Annotated in this window: 16 protein-coding genes and 1 tRNA gene; 7 read left to right on the plus strand and 10 right to left on the minus strand. The window is 65.1% G+C overall.

The genetic code is table 11. The features are described from left to right. Positions 1-61 precede the first annotated feature (61 nt). Positions 62-1,960 (plus strand): heavy metal translocating P-type ATPase, encoded by a 1,899-nt coding sequence (locus AC5JCN_RS26785; RefSeq protein ID WP_495758206.1) that lies wholly within the window; start codon positions 62-64, stop codon positions 1,958-1,960. 9 nt (positions 1,961-1,969) lie between these two features. Here AC5JCN_RS26785 and AC5JCN_RS26790 read toward each other — a convergent pair whose 3' ends face one another. Continuing rightward, positions 1,970-2,122, minus strand: coding sequence for a hypothetical protein (locus AC5JCN_RS26790; RefSeq protein WP_495758207.1), 153 nt, complete (start codon positions 2,120-2,122; stop codon positions 1,970-1,972). 393 nt (positions 2,123-2,515) lie between these two features. On the opposite strand from AC5JCN_RS26790, the gene AC5JCN_RS26795 reads away from it, so the two are divergent. From AC5JCN_RS26795 to AC5JCN_RS26805, 3 genes are all read left to right on the plus strand, one after another. Continuing rightward, complete coding sequence (locus tag AC5JCN_RS26795) at positions 2,516-3,022, plus strand: response regulator (protein ID WP_495758208.1); 507 nt, start codon at positions 2,516-2,518, stop codon at positions 3,020-3,022. A gap of 56 nt (positions 3,023-3,078) precedes the next feature. After that, positions 3,079-3,558 carry a response regulator gene (locus AC5JCN_RS26800; protein ID WP_495758209.1) on the plus strand — a complete coding sequence of 160 codons (480 nt, stop codon included), beginning with the start codon at positions 3,079-3,081 and terminating at the stop codon, positions 3,556-3,558. A 453-nt stretch (positions 3,559-4,011) separates the two neighbouring features. Next, positions 4,012-4,088, plus strand: a tRNA-Asp gene (locus AC5JCN_RS26805). A 257-nt stretch (positions 4,089-4,345) separates the two neighbouring features. Here AC5JCN_RS26805 and AC5JCN_RS26810 read toward each other — a convergent pair. From AC5JCN_RS26810 to AC5JCN_RS26820, 3 genes are all read right to left on the minus strand, one after another. Continuing rightward, entirely contained in the window at positions 4,346-4,525 is a 180-nt protein-coding gene (locus AC5JCN_RS26810; RefSeq protein WP_495758210.1) for a YodC family protein, read from the minus strand. 249 nt (positions 4,526-4,774) lie between these two features. Further along, a complete protein-coding gene (locus AC5JCN_RS26815) occupies positions 4,775-5,386 on the minus strand; it encodes a DUF4142 domain-containing protein (RefSeq protein ID WP_495758211.1) in 612 nt (203 codons plus the stop codon). 109 nt (positions 5,387-5,495) lie between these two features. Continuing rightward, entirely contained in the window at positions 5,496-5,645 is a 150-nt protein-coding gene (locus tag AC5JCN_RS26820) for a hypothetical protein (protein ID WP_495758212.1), read from the minus strand. 360 nt (positions 5,646-6,005) lie between these two features. Here AC5JCN_RS26820 and AC5JCN_RS26825 point away from each other — a divergent pair, with 360 nt between their 5' ends. After that, complete coding sequence (locus tag AC5JCN_RS26825) at positions 6,006-7,214, plus strand: MFS transporter (RefSeq protein ID WP_495758213.1); 1,209 nt, start codon at positions 6,006-6,008, stop codon at positions 7,212-7,214. 173 nt (positions 7,215-7,387) lie between these two features. Next, positions 7,388-8,170 carry a metallophosphoesterase gene (locus AC5JCN_RS26830; RefSeq protein WP_495758214.1) on the plus strand — a complete coding sequence of 261 codons (783 nt, stop codon included), beginning with the start codon at positions 7,388-7,390 and terminating at the stop codon, positions 8,168-8,170. 36 nt (positions 8,171-8,206) lie between these two features. Here the strand turns inward: AC5JCN_RS26830 and AC5JCN_RS26835 are convergent, their stop codons facing one another. From AC5JCN_RS26835 to AC5JCN_RS26860, 6 genes are all read right to left on the minus strand, one after another. Further along, positions 8,207-10,021 (minus strand): ABC transporter ATP-binding protein, encoded by a 1,815-nt coding sequence (locus AC5JCN_RS26835; protein ID WP_495758215.1) that lies wholly within the window; start codon positions 10,019-10,021, stop codon positions 8,207-8,209. After that, the gene (locus tag AC5JCN_RS26840) at positions 10,018-10,965 is read right to left on the minus strand and encodes a hypothetical protein (protein WP_495758216.1); all 948 of its coding nucleotides are present in this window, start codon (positions 10,963-10,965) and stop codon (positions 10,018-10,020) included. The genes AC5JCN_RS26835 and AC5JCN_RS26840 overlap by 4 nt, the downstream gene beginning before the upstream one ends. Next, complete coding sequence (locus AC5JCN_RS26845) at positions 10,962-12,767, minus strand: asparagine synthase-related protein (protein WP_495758217.1); 1,806 nt, start codon at positions 12,765-12,767, stop codon at positions 10,962-10,964. The genes AC5JCN_RS26840 and AC5JCN_RS26845 overlap by 4 nt, the downstream gene beginning before the upstream one ends. Positions 12,768-12,838: 71 nt before the next feature. Further along, positions 12,839-13,264, minus strand: a complete 426-nt coding sequence (locus AC5JCN_RS26850; protein WP_495758218.1) for a lasso peptide biosynthesis B2 protein — start codon at positions 13,262-13,264, stop codon at positions 12,839-12,841. A gap of 28 nt (positions 13,265-13,292) precedes the next feature. Beyond that, positions 13,293-13,574, minus strand: a complete 282-nt coding sequence (locus tag AC5JCN_RS26855; protein ID WP_495758219.1) for a PqqD family protein — start codon at positions 13,572-13,574, stop codon at positions 13,293-13,295. A gap of 68 nt (positions 13,575-13,642) precedes the next feature. Continuing rightward, a complete protein-coding gene (locus AC5JCN_RS26860) occupies positions 13,643-13,798 on the minus strand; it encodes a lasso RiPP family leader peptide-containing protein (protein ID WP_495758220.1) in 156 nt (51 codons plus the stop codon). A 409-nt stretch (positions 13,799-14,207) separates the two neighbouring features. Between AC5JCN_RS26860 and AC5JCN_RS26865 the strand changes: the two genes are divergently transcribed. Then, positions 14,208-16,982 carry a calcium-binding protein gene (locus AC5JCN_RS26865; RefSeq protein WP_495758221.1) on the plus strand — a complete coding sequence of 925 codons (2,775 nt, stop codon included), beginning with the start codon at positions 14,208-14,210 and terminating at the stop codon, positions 16,980-16,982. Positions 16,983-17,159: the final 177 nt, after the last annotated feature.

Raw genomic sequence — 17,159 nt, forward strand, 5'->3', positions numbered from 1 at the left:
GACTTGATCTCGCGCATGGCCGGTACTCCCGACGCCCGCTAGACCATGCGCGAGAGATCATATGTCCGCACGCGCCTTTTCGGCCGCCCTCTTCGGTGTGACCGTCGCGAGCCTGGCCGCCGGCCTTGCTGGCGCGTGGGTGGGCGATCCGGCGCGCGCGGGCTTGTTCTGGGCAGCGGGTGCGGCGGCGGTCCTTGCCGTTCTCGCGGTCGAGATCGTGCGGTCGCTGTCCCGCGGGGCATTCGGCCTGGACGTGATCGCGGCACTGGCCATGGCCGGATGCCTGGCGGCCGGCGAGATGCTGGCCGCCTGCGTGGTCGCGCTGATGTTCTCCGGCGGGCAACTGCTGGAGGGCTATGCGCAGGGGCGGGCGGAGCGCGAGATGACCGCGCTTCTGTCCCGCGTTCCGCGCCGAGCCCGGCTGCTGCGCGACCACTCCGTTGTCGAGGTTCCGCTGGAGGCTGTCCGAGCCGGTGACCGGGTGCTGGTGCGCCCGGGCGAGGTCGTCCCGGTCGACGGCCTGCTCATGGACGAGCGGGCCGTGCTGGACGAAAGCGCGATGAGCGGCGAGTCCCTTCCCGTGACCCGCGAGAGAGGTGAACCCGTCACCAGCGGCACCACCAATGCCGGTGGCGCCTTCACGCTCGACGCGACCAGCGACGCCTCGCGCAGCACCTTCGCCAGGATCGTCGCGCTAGTGGAAGGCGCCCGAAGTTCGCGGGCCCCCGCGGCACGGCTCGCGGACCGCTGGTCCGTCGGCTTCCTGGTTTTCACCGTCGCCCTCTCAGGCGGTGTCTGGATGTGGACGGGTGAGGTCTCCCGGGCGCTGGCCGTGCTCGTCGTGGCCACCCCATGTCCGCTGCTCCTCGCCGTCCCGGTGGCCATCGTCGCAGGCCTGTCGCGTGCCGCCCGTGCAGGTGTCCTGGTCAAGAGTGCCAGCGCGCTGGAGCGCATGGCGGCGCTGCGGACGCTCCTGCTGGACAAGACGGGAACCCTCACCACCGGGACCCCCCGCGTGACGGGCGTGTCCGCCGAGGCGGGCTGTTCCGCAGCGGAAGTGCTGCGGCTGGCGGCGTCGCTCGCGCAGGGCTCGCCACACGTGGTGTCGTCCGCGCTCGTGCTGCATGCCTTGCAGGCCGGCGAGAGCCTGACGACGCCCGAAGCCGTGCACGAGGAGCATGGCGCGGGGGTTGTCGGAGTGGTGGCGGGCCGCAAGGTGGCGCTGGGCTCCGGCGGATTTATTCAGACGCATACGGGCCTGCCGGTCAGCACGCCACCGGGGGAGGCTAGCCGGCTGCTGACGCATGTCGCCCTCGACGGCAGGCCCGCCGGCGTCCTGACGCTCGAAGATACCCTGCGCCCCGAAGCGGCCGGCACGCTGGAGGCCATGCGGCGCGCCGGCATCACCCGAATCGTGCTGGTGACGGGGGACAGGGCCGATGTGGCCGAGGGTGTAGCGGCTGGACTCGCCATTGACAGGATCGCCGCCGACCAAACCCCGGAGGGAAAGGTTGCCGTAGTGCGCGAGGAGGGGGAGGTGGCGCGCACCGCGATGGTGGGCGACGGTGTCAACGACGCGCCTGCTCTCGCCGCCGCCGACGTCGGTATCGCCATGGGAGCGCGAGGGGCTGCCGCGTCGTCCGAGGCAGCCGATGCCGTGATCCTCGTCGATGCCCTCGACAGGCTGCCCCTCGCCCTCGCAGCGGCGCGCCGGTCACTTTCCATCGCGCGCCAGAGTGTCGCAGCCGGGATGGGATTGTCTGTGCTGGCGATGGGGGCGGCGACTCTGGGATGGCTTACCCCACTGCAGGGAGCCCTGCTTCAGGAAGCAATCGACGTTGCCGTGGTTCTCAACGCGCTGCGGGCGTTGTCCGGCGGAGCCTTGGACGGCGCGCGACCCGGCAGGGCCGGCCGCGCCGTGGCAGGGCGTATTTCCTCGGGTTTGCCGGCCGCACACTAGGCAGAAACGTCAGCGGAGCGAGTGACCAGTGTCCTGGGAGGCGATCAGGGGAGAAGAAGGCGGAACAAGGATGACGAGCGCGCGATGGGCGACGACGGCGATAACGGCCCACAGTACGAGGGCCGGAATGATACCGTAGAGCAAGCCTCGGTAGAACCGCATGGCATTCCTCCCGTCCCCAAGGCCGGCCTTCTCGTGCCGTTCAACCTGCGGGCACATCGCCCGGGGCGTTAACGCATGTTATTGCACACCACGAATCAATCTCCGTTCCAAATCTAGCATGGCGCAATCAAGGCGGTATCGTAGCTTGTGGATAATGCTACAGGTTCAACTGCTTTCGATCATATTTCGCAGTGTGACGGTCAGGACCGCTACGTCTTCGCCCCTATTTGCGGGCCAAATGCTTGTCCAATATCAATGATCGGATGATCGCAGCCGAGTTTCGGCTTGATTCGCTGAATCGCGCGGGCTGACCGGAGAGCCCAACCGGGTTGCGATAGCAAACGTTCCGTTTTGCTAAACCATTATCCCGTAACGTCATTGCAGGAGACTGTAATGCCGCATTCACCGGATGACGCTGCAGGATTGCTCGCCGCCGCACGCCCGGTGCTGGTGGTGGACGACCAGCCGACGATGCTGAAGATCCTGCGGTCGCGGTTCGAGGAGATCGGCCTCGACGACCTGACGCTGGTCGCCAATCCGCCGGAGGCTGTTGCAGCGCTCCGGCGCAGAACCCACGGCCTCATCTTCAGCGATGTCGAGATGAGCCCGGTGAACGGGTTCGAGTTCCTGCAGTTCGTCCGCGCCCAGCCCTCCCTGGCGCGCATCCCGTTCGTGCTGGTGACGGCGAGCCTGCAATTCACGCATGTCTCTGATGCCAGGGCTCTCAACGCGGACGGCTATCTGCTCAAGCCTTTCGAAGCGGCGGCGTTGCGCAGGACCGTTCTCGACGTCATGGCCAGGCGCGCTCCCGAGCGGACGTCCGAGGAGGAAGAGGAGGCGACGCGCAAGGCCCAGGTCTCCCACGTACGCTCCCAGCCGCGGTTTGCGGTGCGGAAATGACTGGCCGCCCTGCCAGGCGCTTGCCGGCCGCTTGAGGGGAACAGGCCACACAGACGATGTCGGGAGGTCCGATCCACATTCCAGCAACGGTTGTCGGCGAAGACATTTTCGTCGAGACCGAGCGCTCCCTGTTCGAGATCGTGCCGTCTGTTCTCATTGTCGATGATTCCAGTCCGGTGCGCCGCGTGGTCAGCAGGCTGCTCCATGAAGCCGGCATCAGCGATGTCCGGGAGGCCGAAGATGCCTCGACCGCAATGCGACTGCTGCATGAACGGCGCTTCGCCGCGGTGATCGCGGATGTCGAGATGGTGCCGTTCAGCGGGATCCAGCTGCTGCGGGCCATTCGCAACCAGCCCGCCACAGCGGACATGACGGTGCTGCTGATGACGGCACGCTCGGACCGCGCCCAGATTGCCGAGGCAAAGGCGAGCGGCGTCGACGCCTACATGTTGAAACCCTTCACGGCCGCGACTCTGGCCGAGACGCTGCGCGAAGCGGCGAGAGCCCATCCCACGCGCAACAGGTTTGCGGGGTAGGGCACCCCGGAGGGTATGGGCCTTCAGCCGCTGCGGTGTCGCAGCTGCCCGTGGAGGACTGGCCGGCTTCGGCTTTGACCCGCCCTGACCTGGCGACGGTACTGCCAGTAGACGAACGCCGTTTTAAGCGAAACCAGCGCGGCCCGGACCATGTTGCGCTCCTGCGCCATCGAGTTCTCTCTGCAGTCTCGATAGCGCGTCCGCATTGAAGTCTCGGAAACGCGAGGCGCCGAAGTTTCCAGCGCGCAAAAGTGGTTCCTTCACCTCGATTCCTGCCCAGTTTCAGGTGCCCGCGCCGGTGAACACTGAAGAGAGCCGCGCTGGAACCCCACCAACGTTCAGTGTCCCGTCTGCTCCGGAACTTCGTGGCGAGGGGAGCGCCGGCGTCCGCTTGACAGGCGGTGAACCGTCCCGTAGATCACCGCCACCGCGACGGGCAACCGTTTGCTTCGCGGGGGTGTAGCTCAGTTGGTTAGAGCGCCGGCCTGTCACGCCGGAGGCCGCGGGTTCGAGTCCCGTCACTCCCGCCACTTTTTCAGACACTTAGCAGCGCCGCCGCACGCAAAAAGTCTGAGCCGGCCGGCGAATTCAGACTTTTGAGCCCGATCCGTTCTGCTCGCGCAGCTTCGTTCGGCCCTTGCGGCGGCGGTTGCGACGTCGGCCAGGGACGTGACGTCGGCCGGCGCATAGGTCTCGTAGAGGGCGCCGGCGGGTGCTCAACGACGGCCCCGTCGAGGTGCTGCAAGCGGCTCGACGGGTTGCTCGACAGGGTGGCTGGGCAGGCGAGCTAGAACTCTATTACGTCGTTCTTCGGCCCCTTGTAGGGCTCCAGGCATTCCACCTTGATAAAGCCCTGCTTCAGATCTCCGTTCAGGAACCAGATGCAAAGGGCTTCTTTGTCCTTGATCTGCGAGATGGTCATCAACAGGCTGCCAGATTTCAGGACGACAACGTCTCCGGGGGCCATTCGAATCTCCTTTGAGGCCGCGCAGCAATATTGCGCCGCTCAGTCATGACGGTCCGGAGATCCTGGGGCTACCGTTCCGCTTCCGTTTTCCCCAATAACTCGGGAAACCAGGCGATCCAGGCGGCGATCCGCCTCGCCTCATTTTCCGAAAGATTGTCGTTCGTCGAGGCCGACTGCATCAGCGAACGGTTAGCATTTGCAGCACGGGATTGGGCGGCCCTTGGGCCGCCCGCAAGAAGAGCTCGACTGTCAGCCCCGGCCCACCGCCTGCTCGAGCCCTTGCAGGAGCACGATGTGCTCGCTGATCTGCGTGCGGGCCATGCGGGCAACGCCCATTTGCTCCCGGGGACCGCCGGCCTGCAGCGCGGCGTCCTGGATCTGCAGGAGCTGGCGGTGTCCGTCGAGTTGCGCTTTGAGATAGGCCCGGTCGAATTCGGCGCCGTTGAGGTCCTGCATTTTGTCCACCATCGGCCCACCCTGAGGACCAAGGCTCGGCTGGGCATTGGAGTCGGCCATCCGAGATGAGGTGCCGGCCTGAGCAGGCTGGCCGTTTGCACCGCCGGTGTTCTGGGTCGTGGCAGTGGTGTCGGGTTCCTGCATCGCCTTGAGGACGGCTGCGATGGTTTCCTGCTCGGCAACCTCGAACTGCGCGAACTGCTTCACGCGCGGGTCGCGGGCCTTTTCCAGCGCCATGCGGCTGGTGGCCAGCGCGACTGTGCCGACCTGCATCGTGTCTTCGAGGTGGCGGACGTTCAGGTTCTGAGGACGCTGCGCCGGGCCGCCGGACTGCGCAAAAGCGCGGCCGGCCAACGGAAATGCAGCAGCCGCACCCAGTGCGGCGATGGCGAGACGGCGATCCATGGAGTGGCTCCGGTGTTGGCGGATCAGTGAAGCCGCTCAACTCCGAGTCCGGGACAAGGTTCGCCACGAGCGGAGGAGGCAGACGGACCGCCGTCCGTTCTGACTTCCGTCACCGGAATGCGCTGGTCTGCTGGCTGACAAGTGTCCGGGACGTCACGCTGGCCCCGTAGCGCTCCGCGTGCAGCGCCCAGCTCGAGGCGAGAGCGATCAGGATCCATAGTCCGATTGCGGGTAGCGCCCCGAAGACGATTCCTCGCATCACTGCACTCCAGCGTGACCTGCCTTCGTCCGCATCTGCTCAAGCTTATCGCCAAATTAAGCAACGGCTTCAACTTAAGATTAAAGTTTCCGTTAATGTCCGTCGTACCCGATGCGGGATCCGGCGTTCGGGCCCGCGCTTGCCAGGGATTGTCAGGCATTCAGGCGGGGACTTGGCCATTCGATCAGCCCTTTAATCCTCGATACGCCCGCCAAGCTCTCTCGGCGGTGCCATCGGCTTTTCGGAGCCCATCAAAGCCAGCCACCCGCCGATCGGCCGCGCACAGTGCTGCCATGCCCGATTGCTCTGGTCTGCGTGAGGCGGCTCGGATAGAGCCAGAAGGTGCAGTTGGGTCGGATCATGAAGGACAATTCTGTCGTTGCCAGTGATGGCCGCATCGTTGCGCTGGTCGGTTTGGCGCATTTTGCGAGCCATTTCTTCCAGCTCGCTCTTCCATCACTGTTCCCGTTGATCCGCGGCGACCTTTCTATCGGCTTCACCCAATTGGGGCTGCTGGTCACGATCTTCTTTGCCTGCTCGGGAGTGGCGCAGGTCTTGGCCGGCTTTGTCGTCGACCGCATCGGACCGCAAATCGTTCTTCCCGTCGGGATCGCGCTGCTCGGCGCCGGAGCACTCGTCGCCGGCATGTCGGCCGGCTATCTCGGACTGGCCGTCGGGTCCGCCCTGGCGGGGCTCGGCAACAGCGTGTTCCATCCGTCCGATTACGCCATCCTCACGGCGCGCATCACTCCGGGGCGCATTGGCCGGGCCTATAGCGTGCACACGGTGACGGGCACCCTCGGCTGGGCCGCAGCGCCCGCCACCATGGTCGCCCTCGCCGGCCTTTTCGGCTGGCGCATGGCGCTGACCTATGTGGCTCTGGGCGCCTTCGTCGTGGCGATCATCGTCGCCCTCGCTCACCGTTACACGTCAGTCCGATCCCATCCGCGCGCAGCGGCAGCCGGCGAACCCACGAACTGGCGCCTTCTGCTGACCGCGCCGATCCTCGCCTGCCTCCTCTATTTCACGCTGCTGTCGATCTCCCAGATCGGTACGCAAAACTTCCTGCCGGTGCTTCTGCCCGGCGTGCAGGACGTGACCTACGCGATGGCGGTGAGCGCCACGACGCTTTATCTCGTCGGCGGCGCGGCGGGGAATCTGGCGGGGGGATACCTGGCCGACATCGTGCCGTCCCATGAGCGGATCGTGGCCGCCGGCCTTGCAGCCGCCGCCGTGCTGACGCTCATCGTCGGTTTGTATCAACTTCCGTGGGTGGCCACATTCGTTCTGCTCGGCGTGGCGGGCTTTCTCACCGGCGCGACGATGCCCTCGCGTGACATGCTCGTGCGCGCGGCGACCCCACCCGGGGCCACCGGCAAGGTCTTCGGCTTCGTTTATTCCGGCCTCGACATCGGTGCCACCATCGCACCCGTTGCCGTCGGGAGCTTCATGGACCACGGCTATCCCGCGCTGGCCTTCGTCTTCATTGCGGCGGCACTAGTCGCCACCATCGCCAGCGCATGGGGCGTGAAGATGCTTGGGCGCTCGCGCATGAGCCCGGTGCATTGATTTCGGGGTGGTTGCTGGATCCTCACTGAATGTGACGCGGGCTCTCGCTCCAGGGTGTCCGTGCCTCCATTTTCCTTATTGTGGCATTGAGCCATGACATTTGCCGAATTGTGAGCATGCCCGATAGATTCGTGGTCTAGACTCGTGGCGGCTTGGAATTGCGCGGAGTTCCGATGTCGATATTGGACAAGTTCGGCCTGGGTCGGTCGCGAAAGGCCGGCGGCCCGACTCAGGACGCGGCGCCGGCCGTGCCGCCCGGCTGGCGCATCTACGCCATAGGTGACATTCACGGCCGCTTCGACCTCATGGAAGCGCTTGCCGACCATATCGCGCAGGAGATGCGCACCAGCCCGGCCCAGGTCGCGGCGACGGTCTTCCTGGGCGACTATGTCGACCGCGGCCCCCGCTCCTTTGATGTTGTCGACCGGCTCGCTCGGGGTGACTGGCCGACACCTGTCGTCTGCCTTCTCGGCAACCACGAGGACGTTCTTCTGCGGTTCCTGGACGACCCGACGATTCTCGAGGTGTGGCGCCAATGGGGCGCGCTGGAAACGCTGGCCTCCTACGGCGTCGACGTGCAGCCTGCCATCCGGGCACGCGACTACGAGGCCGTGCGGGAGGATTTTGCCGCCAGAATTCCGGATGGTCACAGGCGCTTCCTGATGCGCCTCGAGACGACCTATTCGGCCGGCGAATACTTTTTCTGCCACGCCGGGGTGAGGCCGGGCGTGCCGCTCGATCATCAGGCCCGCGAGGACCTGATCATGATCAGGGAGCCTTTCCTGTCTTCGACCGCCGACTTCGGGAAAGTGGTCGTGCATGGCCACACGCCCACCCAGGAGCCCGTCATCGAAGCGAACCGGATCGGGATCGACACGGGCGCCTACGCCACGGGCCGGCTGACCGCGCTGGCGCTGGAGGGCGATACGAGACGGCTGCTGGCAGCGAGCTTCTAGGCAAAGCTCGGAAGTGATGTCCCGCCGAAAAGGACGTCACGCGGCCGGCAAGCGCCCCTCTGCCGCAACCATGCGCGAGAGGCGGCTGCCAGGATCGGCGAGGAGGGCGGTATACTGGCCTTCCTCGACCACCTCGCCGTCCTCGAGCGCGATCACCCGGTCGGCGAAGGCGATCATCGACACCCGATGTGCGATCGTCACCACGGTAGCCTGTCCCCTGAGCCGCTCGACGGCCGCCGCGATTGCGGTCTGGCTCTGCCAGTCGAGCGCACTCGTCGCCTCGTCAAGCACGAGGACTCGGGGGCGGCGAAGCAGGGCGCGCGCCAGCGCGATCCGCTGCCTTTCGCCCCCCGACAGCCGCAGCCCGCGATCGCCGACGATGGTGTCGAGGCCGTCGGAAAGCGCCCGCACGAATCCGTCCGCCGAAGCCGTGCCAAGCGCCTCCCAGACCTCGTCGTCCGAAACTGGCTGCGTCAGCCCCAGCCGAAGGTTGGCGCCCAGCGTGTCGTGCAGGAGAAACGCTTCCTGTGGGACATAGGCCATCCCGTCTCGCCATGCGCGCCGGTTTGCGGGCGTGAGCGGGACGCCGTCTACGTCGATTGTTCCTTCCGCCGGTTCGAGGAGACCCATCACCAGGTCCGCCACCGTGGACTTCCCGCTGCCCGATGGTCCGATCAGCGCCGTCACCTGCTTTGCCGGAATGGTGAAGCTCGCCGCCTGCAGTGCCGTCTGTTCGGCCTCGGGATAGCGGAAGGTGACGTCCCTGAAGCGCAACGCGCCATCGAGCACGGGCGCTGCCACTGTCGCGCCCTGTAGATCGTCCCGGGCGTCGTCGCAGGCCGCTTTCAGCCGCTCGACCGCATCGAACGCGGGCAGGTCGACCAGAAGCTCCTGCAGGTCGGTCTGGAGCGCAGAAAACCGGGGCGCCGTGCGCCAGAACAGCAGCACGAGCACGACGAGCTCGGGCAGCGCCACATGAAAAACCGTGATGGCCACGAACACGAAGACCGAGAGCAGGACGACGCTCCCCACCTGAAAGAGCGCAGTACCCAGCGTGGTCACTCGCAGGTACCGTCCGAACTCGTCGCGCATGTCTGCCAGCGTCCCCGCGAGATCCGCGAGGTATCGGGGCTCCGCGTTCAGGCTTTTGGCCACTTTCAGGCCATTGATGAACTCGGACACCGTCCTGTACTGCTGCTGGCGGTTCTCGGTGAGCAACTGACCATAGCGTGACGCGCGCCGGCGTACCGGCCGCAGGACGGCCAGCATGATGAGCCCCATCGCGAATGCGAACAGCGTCATGGTCGGAGAAACGACTAGGGACAGGGTCAGATAGGCCAGAAGCAGTACCGAATCCTGCACCAGCAGCAGCAGGTAGTAGGCCGCCGCCTGAATGCGGTCGATGTCGGCCGTCACCGCGTGGTGCAGATCCGAGCCGCGCCGGGCTGCGATGAAGCTCCACCTAGCCCGTCCGATGCTCTCGAACAGAAGCAATCGGCGGCGCGTAACGACGTCATAAAGCAGTTCTGCCCGGTGAATAGTCCGAAATCGGTCAAAAAGCGCCTGAACCGAGACGGTGACGACCAGCATCACGAGGACGCTGGCGAGCGAGAGGGACAGGGCCGGACCAAATAGGCCCTGCAGGCTCGACGGAACCGGGACCGTGACGACGTCGCTTCCGGGTGCGATCAGGTGGATCAGCGGGATGAGGAGAAGGATGGAAACACCTTCCGTAACGCTCCCCAGCAGCAGGAAGGTCAGAGCTCCCGCTGCCCGTCCCGGCGAATCTCCGTAGACCGTCCGCGCGAACGACCAGAGGCGAGCGACGCTTGCCCAGGCCGGGACTTTCACCGGCGCCGTCCCGCAGCGACTGCGGCCACTGCCGCTTCGAGTGCTTCCGGTATGCGGTCGATCTCCCCGGGCACACCGAGCTCGAAAGCCTCGATCTCCTTGGCCAGCGAAGCGCAGGTGCGAAAATGCTCAATTTCGCCGGACTTTCCCAAGGCGCCGGGGAAGCGGACGACATAGGAGTAGCGCATCATTGCCCCAAAAACCTCATGCGGAGGGAGCCGGCGGGCAAGGCCTGGCGCGCCGCGGCGCAGTACGAAGGCGGCTGCGACCCGCACGGGCGTGAGATCGAACGAGCCGGGCGGCCTGTAGCTGAGTTTGACGTACCCTTCGAAGAGGCGCTCGAGAGTGACGTCCTGTCCGAAGAGACGCTCTGCCACCTGCCGTTCGATCTTGATCTGCGGAAAGCCCGGCATGACGAGCGGCGCCTCCCCGGCGACCGCTCTGACGGCCACCACGTCGTCGGTGAGCAGCCGGGCCCCGGCCGCCACGGCGGCGGCGCACGTCGTCGACTTTCCCGCGCCCTTGTCTCCCAAGAAAATGTATGCCGCATCATCGATGGCCACGGAACTGGCGTGGAGAGTGAAGGTGCCCCGCAGGTGTAGCGCATAGGCAAGGACGATGCCGAGCAGCGGCAGCCTCGTCGTCCGTTCCTCGGCTCCTCCCCAGCGGTCGACGATGATCCGGCCGTCGCGTTCCACCGCGAAAGACCCGATCCCCGGCCAGCAGAAGTATGCCGAGCCGTCTTCGGCCCGTTCAAACAGGACGTCGTTCAGATCAGCGGGCGTCCGGCGGCTGGTCGTTCCCGTCAGGATCCGCAACTCTGGTGCGGCGGAGCCGTCCGGCTGCAACTCGGGGAGCTCGAATGCACTCTGCACCCCCACTCCGAACGCGCGGTAGACGAAGGGGAGCGAAGCCGGGGTGCCCACAGCCTTGGCGTCGATCATTGCGCCGACCCTGCATGGGCGGAACGGCCCTGGCCGGCGCGCCACGCGCCGAAAAACACCGCACGCCAGACCGCCTGCATGTCGTACCCATTGACCGGGCTCTCGGACGTAAGGGACTGGTATGCGCGTCTCAGCGCTTCCATGTCGAAAACATCCTCGATGCCGAACGCGTCGTCGATCAACACGGCCTCCACGAGCTCCCTGGATCTCAAAATGCTGGCGACGATGTGGGGCGTGAAATCCAGCTTGTCGCGTCGCCACTGCACTTCCGGCGGGAGCAGGCCCTGCATGGCTCGACGAAGGACGAGCCTGCTCCAGCCCCCGTCCAACTTTTCCTTCGCGGGGAGGGCAAGGCAATACGCAACGAGGTCGAGGTCGTAGAAGGGGTACCGCGCTTCGACGCCAGCCGCGGCCGCGGACCTGTCGAGAATCTCACTTGCATGAGCGATCAGCGGATCGAGCAGCATCCGGCGGTGCTGCTCCGCCTCGGTGGTCTGCGAGTCGTTGGAACCGATGGCTGCGCGGTACCGGTCCGCGAGGTGGGTCTCGCGCGCCAACTGGCGGGAGACATAACGGCACCTGCCGGGGCGCTCCGGATCCTGCGGCGGGATCACCCCGACCACCCGTTTGAGCCGCTGGCTCAGGGAGCGGACCGGTGCCAACGGACCATGCTCCTTCAGCCACTCGAGATAGACCGGCCACGGAGGCACGCCGGCTCCTGCCGCCAGGCCCTGTGCTGTCGTCCAGAGCGCGTAGAACCGTCCCGACCGTGCGAGCTCCGCGATCCGGCCGTAGCCATGAGACACGACCTCGTCGCCACCGTGACCATCCAGCAGCATGTCGAGCCCCAGGGAGGCCGCCACGCGGTAGGTCAAGCGGGATGTCGCGAGGTTGGGCGCAAGCACGGGCTCCTGTTGCTCGGCAATGAGGTCGGGCAGGCTCGCGAACGCCGCAACGTCGTCGGCCGGTGCAAACACAGGGGACATGTGGCTGCCGGACGCGACGGCTTCGGCGAACCGGCGCTCGTTGAGATCGGGTGTCGCGTCATACACCTGGGTGATCGTGGCAAAGGGGCGGCCGGCGGTCTGGCGGGCTGCAAGGCTGGCAATCGACGAGGAATCGAGGCCGCCGCTGAGCAATGCTCCCGGCCTGTTTGCCCCCTTGAGACAGCGTGCCACCGCCGCGTCCAGCCTGGCCCGGAGCCCTTCCGCAGGATCTCCCGCGAGGTCGGCCGAGAGCGCGTCGATGTGCCACCAGCGCTGCAAATGGACGGCAGTGCCGTCGAATTCGAGCACATGTCCGGGCGGCAGGCGCCTCACGCCGCGGTGAAACGTAGACTCGGCGTCTGTGACAAGGCCGGACGCGTAGTCGGCGATCCGGCTGCGATCGGGTGTGCTGTCGACGAACGGCCACGCCAACACGCCTGCGAGTTCGGAGGCGAAGACCAGAGCACGAGTGCCCGGTGCGAAAAAGAACGGCCTGACGCCGAAAGGATCACGTGCACAAAAGAGCGTGCCCGAGCCCTCGTCCCACACCGCAAAGGCGAAGTCGCCCGACAGGTGATGGACACAGTCCCTTCCCCAGCGCGCGTGGGCCGCAAGGATCAGGTGGGCCGGGCTTTCCCGGACAACCCCGAGCCGCGCTGCCAGCTCGTCGGAATTGGAGAGACGCGCGTCGGCGACGCAGATGGTACGAAGTTCGTTTCGCTCTACCACCGCCAGAGCTTTTTGGCCCGGCGAGGCTGATAGGGCTGCAGGATCGGAAGTGGCGAGCGTTATCGCGGTCGTGTCGCTTCTCACCATCGCGCGCATCATGGAGGTGAGAACCGGTTCCCGGTCGTCGCTCCGGGACCCTACGATCCCGCCGATGGATATCACCGGCCCCTGACCTCGGCACCAGAGGGATCAAACGCGATGAGGGGGCGATAGCTGGAGATCTCCTCGGCGCTTCCGCCCAGCAGCACCTCTCCCCCGCGGACCAGCCAAGCGTGAGCCTCTGCATTGCCAAGGTTTCCAGTCCTGACACCGACAGAAACGAGAGTTCGATCCCCGCGTCGTGCCAGCATGGCCTGGGCGGCGACCGCCTGGGTCAGGCACGTCGCCCGTGGAATAAACCGGGCCATGCGCGAAACGCTCCCGCACACCATGGGGGAGGGAACGGCAGCCCCGTCCCGTGATGCCAGCCGGGCGACCCAGGGACGGATACGCTTATGGCCGAACACGGAAAGACCAAGCCTCACCAGCGTCAGCATCGCCAGGGCTTCCAGGTCGACCATGCGTTTCGAAATCTGAGCCTTCATCGCCGTTCGTCGGAGCGTCCCGGCCAGCTCAGCTCTTGATTGAGACGAGACGCCGCGCAATCAGGTCATCGAGGAGGGCAGAGATGTCACGGCGGCACGTGTCGGGATCAACCTCGAAACGGCTTGTTACGGCGGCAACAAGTCCCGCGAGGGTCACCGGTGCGGACAGCTTTTCCCAAACGATGGGACCTGCGCCCGTCAGCCTGAAGTAGAGGCCCGTCTCCACGTCGAGGAGAACAAGGCCATCATCGAGTTCGCTACCCACGACGCTTGGCGCCGCCATATAGGTCGCATTGGTAGGAGCCGACATGGAGCTTCAATATTCGGACGGCGTCGCGGGCAATCCGCGTCGCCGACCCCGTTCGCGGAACGATGTCGTTACGAAAGTTTCCCAGCGATAGGCGTGCCAGCCGGAATGGTCTGGTCCGCATTGGCGCCGCTCTTGGTAGCCTGCGTCATCTCCTCGAAAGAGCCGAGAACAACAAGCTGGGGTGCCTCGTAGGGCTTCTTGGTGATGTCCATGCCGAACCTCATGATCTCTTCTGGAGAAGAGCGGGCATTGTCGCGCCGCTTACAATGCAAGGTAGTGCTCGATCCCAAAAGGGTCAACGTCGTACGACCAGATCGACGGCATTTAAGCTCAATGTTGCAATTCTCCAACGGTCGCACGCCGCGCCGACCCGGTGCCAAATTGGCCGGCCGGCGGGTCGAGCCGGCCCGGCGCGACCATGGCTTGAGTCGCCAGCCTTGCCGTCTCCGCCCGTCCTGCTCGAGAAGTTCCGCAGCCGCCGGGGACACGCAAAGCGATCTCCCGCGGGCAGGCCGCCAACCTTGAAAATACGATCTAAATTACTGCAGAAAATCACGCGCACCAGGTTTTTTGGCGATTAATACGCTCATGTTTCAGTTGAATGAAGGATAGAAGCAGAGACAGAAGCAAAAAATGAGTGAGAAAATCTCGGGAACTGCCGGTAGCTTTATCAATTCACTCGGGGTCCAAACCCATCTGCCGTACACCGACAGCCAGTACGCGAACTGGCAGAATGTGCTGGCCGACCTGCAGTATCTGGGAATTTCCAACGTCCGCGACCGCGTGCAGAACATCTACACCGGCGGGGGAGGGGGCAAGCACTACGATCCGCTCGCCGATGCCGGCATCAAGTTCGATTTCGTCGTGTCGCGTGAATCCGATCCGAACTTCACCATCCAGCGCATCCGCGACTTCGTGACGAAGCACCCGGGCTCCCTCACCATGATGGAGGGCCCGAACGAGATCGACAGTTGGCCCGTCTCGTTCGACGGACAGACCGGCCTCGCCGGGGCGGTAGCTTACCAGACGTGGCTCTACAACACGCTCAAGGCCGACCCGCTGCTCAAGGACATCCCGCTCGCGAACCTGAGCTTCTCCACGGGGTGGTCGGGCTATACCTACCGTATCGGCGACATGTCCGGCGTCGTCGACTACGGCAACGCCCATACCTACTTCAACAACGGCGACCAGCCGGGGTCGCTGGTCGGCCCGCTCAAGAACGTCCAGTCCTACGTCACGCCCGGCAAGGACATGGTCATCAGTGAGGCCGGCTACCATACCGCCGTCAACAGCACGAGCTGGCAGGGCGTTGATGAGCCGACCCAGGCCAAGCTGACGCTTAATCTGGTGTTCGACGCTTTCAAGGCCGGCGTGAAGCAGACCTATCTCTACCAGCTGATGGACGGTTATGCCGACCCCACCAACAGCCAGCAGGAAAAGCATTTCGGGCTGTTCGACATCAACAACAGGCCCAAGGACGTTGCGGTCGCCCTGCACAACCTGACCTCGATCCTCGGACACGCTCCCGGCGCATCTTTGGGGGACGCCGTCGACGCGACAGTGGGGCAACTGCCGGCTAAGGGAGCGAGCCTGCTGCTCGACAAGGGCTACGGCGTCCGCGACCTCGTGATCTGGGCCGAGCCCGACATCTGGGACCAGGCGAACCGCAAGCCCATGACCGTTCCCGCGCAGAACGTGACGGTGACGTTCGGAAGCATCGTCAGTTCGGTCCAGCTCTACGATCCCCTGGTCGGCGACACTGCCATCAAGTCCTGGTCGAACGTCTCGAGCATCGATGTCGCCATCTCCGACCACCCCGTCATCATCGAGTATGGCGGAGCGGTGACGGCCCGCTTCCTCACAGGGACCACCGCGGCTGACAAGATGACGGACGCGGGCACCTGCGCGACCCTGTGCGGGGGCACCGGCGACGACGTCTACACGCTGACGGTGGCTCAATCCCACGTCGACGAGAAGGCTGGCGGCGGGACCGACACCGTCATGACGGCTTTCAGCCACGCGCTGGACGCCAATGTCGAAAAGCTCATCCTGACCGGAACGGCCGCAATCGACGGCACGGGCAACGACCTCGACAACACCCTCACGGGCAATGCCGCGGCAAACACGCTGGACGGCGGTGCAGGCGCGGATCTGATGATCGGCGGAGTCGGCGACGACACCTACCTCGTGCGCGATGCGGGTGACCGCGTTGTCGAGAAGACGGGCGGCGGCACTGATACGATCCAGTCCTGGATCTCCTATGCAGCGCCGGACAATGTGGAACGGCTGATCCTGATGGGTACGGCCGACATCAATGCCGTTGGCAACAAGCTGACGAACCATCTTGTCGGAAACGACGGCGCCAACAGGCTGGACGGCTCAGCCGGAGCTGACCTCATGGAGGGAGGCGCCGGGAACGACACCTACGTGGTCGACAACGCGCTCGACAAGGTCGTCGAACATGCCGGGCAGGGCCATGACACGGTTTATTCCTCGGTCAGCTACACGCTGTCCAACGATGTCGAGGACCTCTATCTCACGGGCCGCGCCCTGAAGGGGGAAGGCAACGGCCTGGATAACATCCTGGTCGGCAACGTCGCTGATAACGTCCTCGACGGGAAGGCAGGCGCCGATGTGATGTCGGGCGGCCTTGGCAACGACACTTACATCGTAGACTCGGCAGGAGACGTGGTCACGGAAAGGCCAGGTGAGGGCATCGATCAGGTCCGCAGCTCGGTCACGCATCATCTCTCGGCAAACGTGGAGTGGCTCTACCTGACGGGCGACGACGCAATCGACGGATACGGCAACGATCTCGACAACAAGCTGGTGGGGAACGCCGCGGCCAACCTGCTCGACGGCGGTGCCGGAGCCGATCGGATGGCGGGAGGCATCGGCGACGATACATACATGGTGGACAATTCCGGGGACGTGGTCGTCGAATCCGCGGGGCAGGGCCGGGACGTCATCTATTCGTCGGTCAGTTACGCCCTGCCCGAGAATGTAGAAGAGCTCCGCCTGCTCGGATCAGGAAATCTCTCTGCAACCGGGAACCGCATGGACAATGTCCTCGTGGGGAATGAGGGATCGAACATTTTGTCGGGCGGGCGGGGCTGCGACACGATTGTCGGTGGTCGGGGTAACGACACGCTGTCCGGCGGTTCCGAAGCGGACGTTTTCGTTTTCGGTGCGCACGACGGCAAGGACGTCATCACTGATTTCACGGTCCGCGGCAGCGCTCACGATGTCATCAGGTTCACGGAGGGACCTGCCTCGCTGAGTGAGGTGATGGCTTGCGCGCAGACGTCCGGGAAGGATGTGCTCATCTCCCTCACACCCGAGGACAGCATCCTGTTGCGCAACGTGATGCTCAGCTCGCTGACTGCGGACAACTTTGCGTTTGGCTGACCTCACCCCGGACGTTGCACTCCGGGTGGCAATCTCGGAGTGCGAACGGCAAAGAGCGGCTGGTATCATTCCGAACGTGTCGGACTCTCGCCGCAAACGTCCACTAGCAGGAACGCGCCAAGGCAAATCTCAGGATCGCCGGACACCGTTTCCGGTTAAATGATCATGCCTCGCGGG

This window comes from Alsobacter sp., from assembly GCF_059501845.1.

Coding starts and splice junctions, on each gene's coding strand:
- AC5JCN_RS26785 (WP_495758206.1), top strand. CDS start 62: ATGTCCGCACGCGCCTTTTCGGCCGCCCTCTTCGGTGTGACCGTCGCG.
- AC5JCN_RS26790 (WP_495758207.1), bottom strand. CDS start 2,122: ATGCGGTTCTACCGAGGCTTGCTCTACGGTATCATTCCGGCCCTCGTA.
- AC5JCN_RS26795 (WP_495758208.1), top strand. CDS start 2,516: ATGCCGCATTCACCGGATGACGCTGCAGGATTGCTCGCCGCCGCACGC.
- AC5JCN_RS26800 (WP_495758209.1), top strand. CDS start 3,079: ATGTCGGGAGGTCCGATCCACATTCCAGCAACGGTTGTCGGCGAAGAC.
- AC5JCN_RS26810 (WP_495758210.1), bottom strand. CDS start 4,525: ATGGCCCCCGGAGACGTTGTCGTCCTGAAATCTGGCAGCCTGTTGATG.
- AC5JCN_RS26815 (WP_495758211.1), bottom strand. CDS start 5,386: ATGGATCGCCGTCTCGCCATCGCCGCACTGGGTGCGGCTGCTGCATTT.
- AC5JCN_RS26820 (WP_495758212.1), bottom strand. CDS start 5,645: ATGCGAGGAATCGTCTTCGGGGCGCTACCCGCAATCGGACTATGGATC.
- AC5JCN_RS26825 (WP_495758213.1), top strand. CDS start 6,006: ATGAAGGACAATTCTGTCGTTGCCAGTGATGGCCGCATCGTTGCGCTG.
- AC5JCN_RS26830 (WP_495758214.1), top strand. CDS start 7,388: ATGTCGATATTGGACAAGTTCGGCCTGGGTCGGTCGCGAAAGGCCGGC.
- AC5JCN_RS26840 (WP_495758216.1), bottom strand. CDS start 10,965: ATGATCGACGCCAAGGCTGTGGGCACCCCGGCTTCGCTCCCCTTCGTC.
- AC5JCN_RS26845 (WP_495758217.1), bottom strand. CDS start 12,767: ATGGTGAGAAGCGACACGACCGCGATAACGCTCGCCACTTCCGATCCT.
- AC5JCN_RS26850 (WP_495758218.1), bottom strand. CDS start 13,264: ATGAAGGCTCAGATTTCGAAACGCATGGTCGACCTGGAAGCCCTGGCG.
- AC5JCN_RS26855 (WP_495758219.1), bottom strand. CDS start 13,574: ATGTCGGCTCCTACCAATGCGACCTATATGGCGGCGCCAAGCGTCGTG.
- AC5JCN_RS26860 (WP_495758220.1), bottom strand. CDS start 13,798: ATGAGGTTCGGCATGGACATCACCAAGAAGCCCTACGAGGCACCCCAG.
- AC5JCN_RS26865 (WP_495758221.1), top strand. CDS start 14,208: ATGAGTGAGAAAATCTCGGGAACTGCCGGTAGCTTTATCAATTCACTC.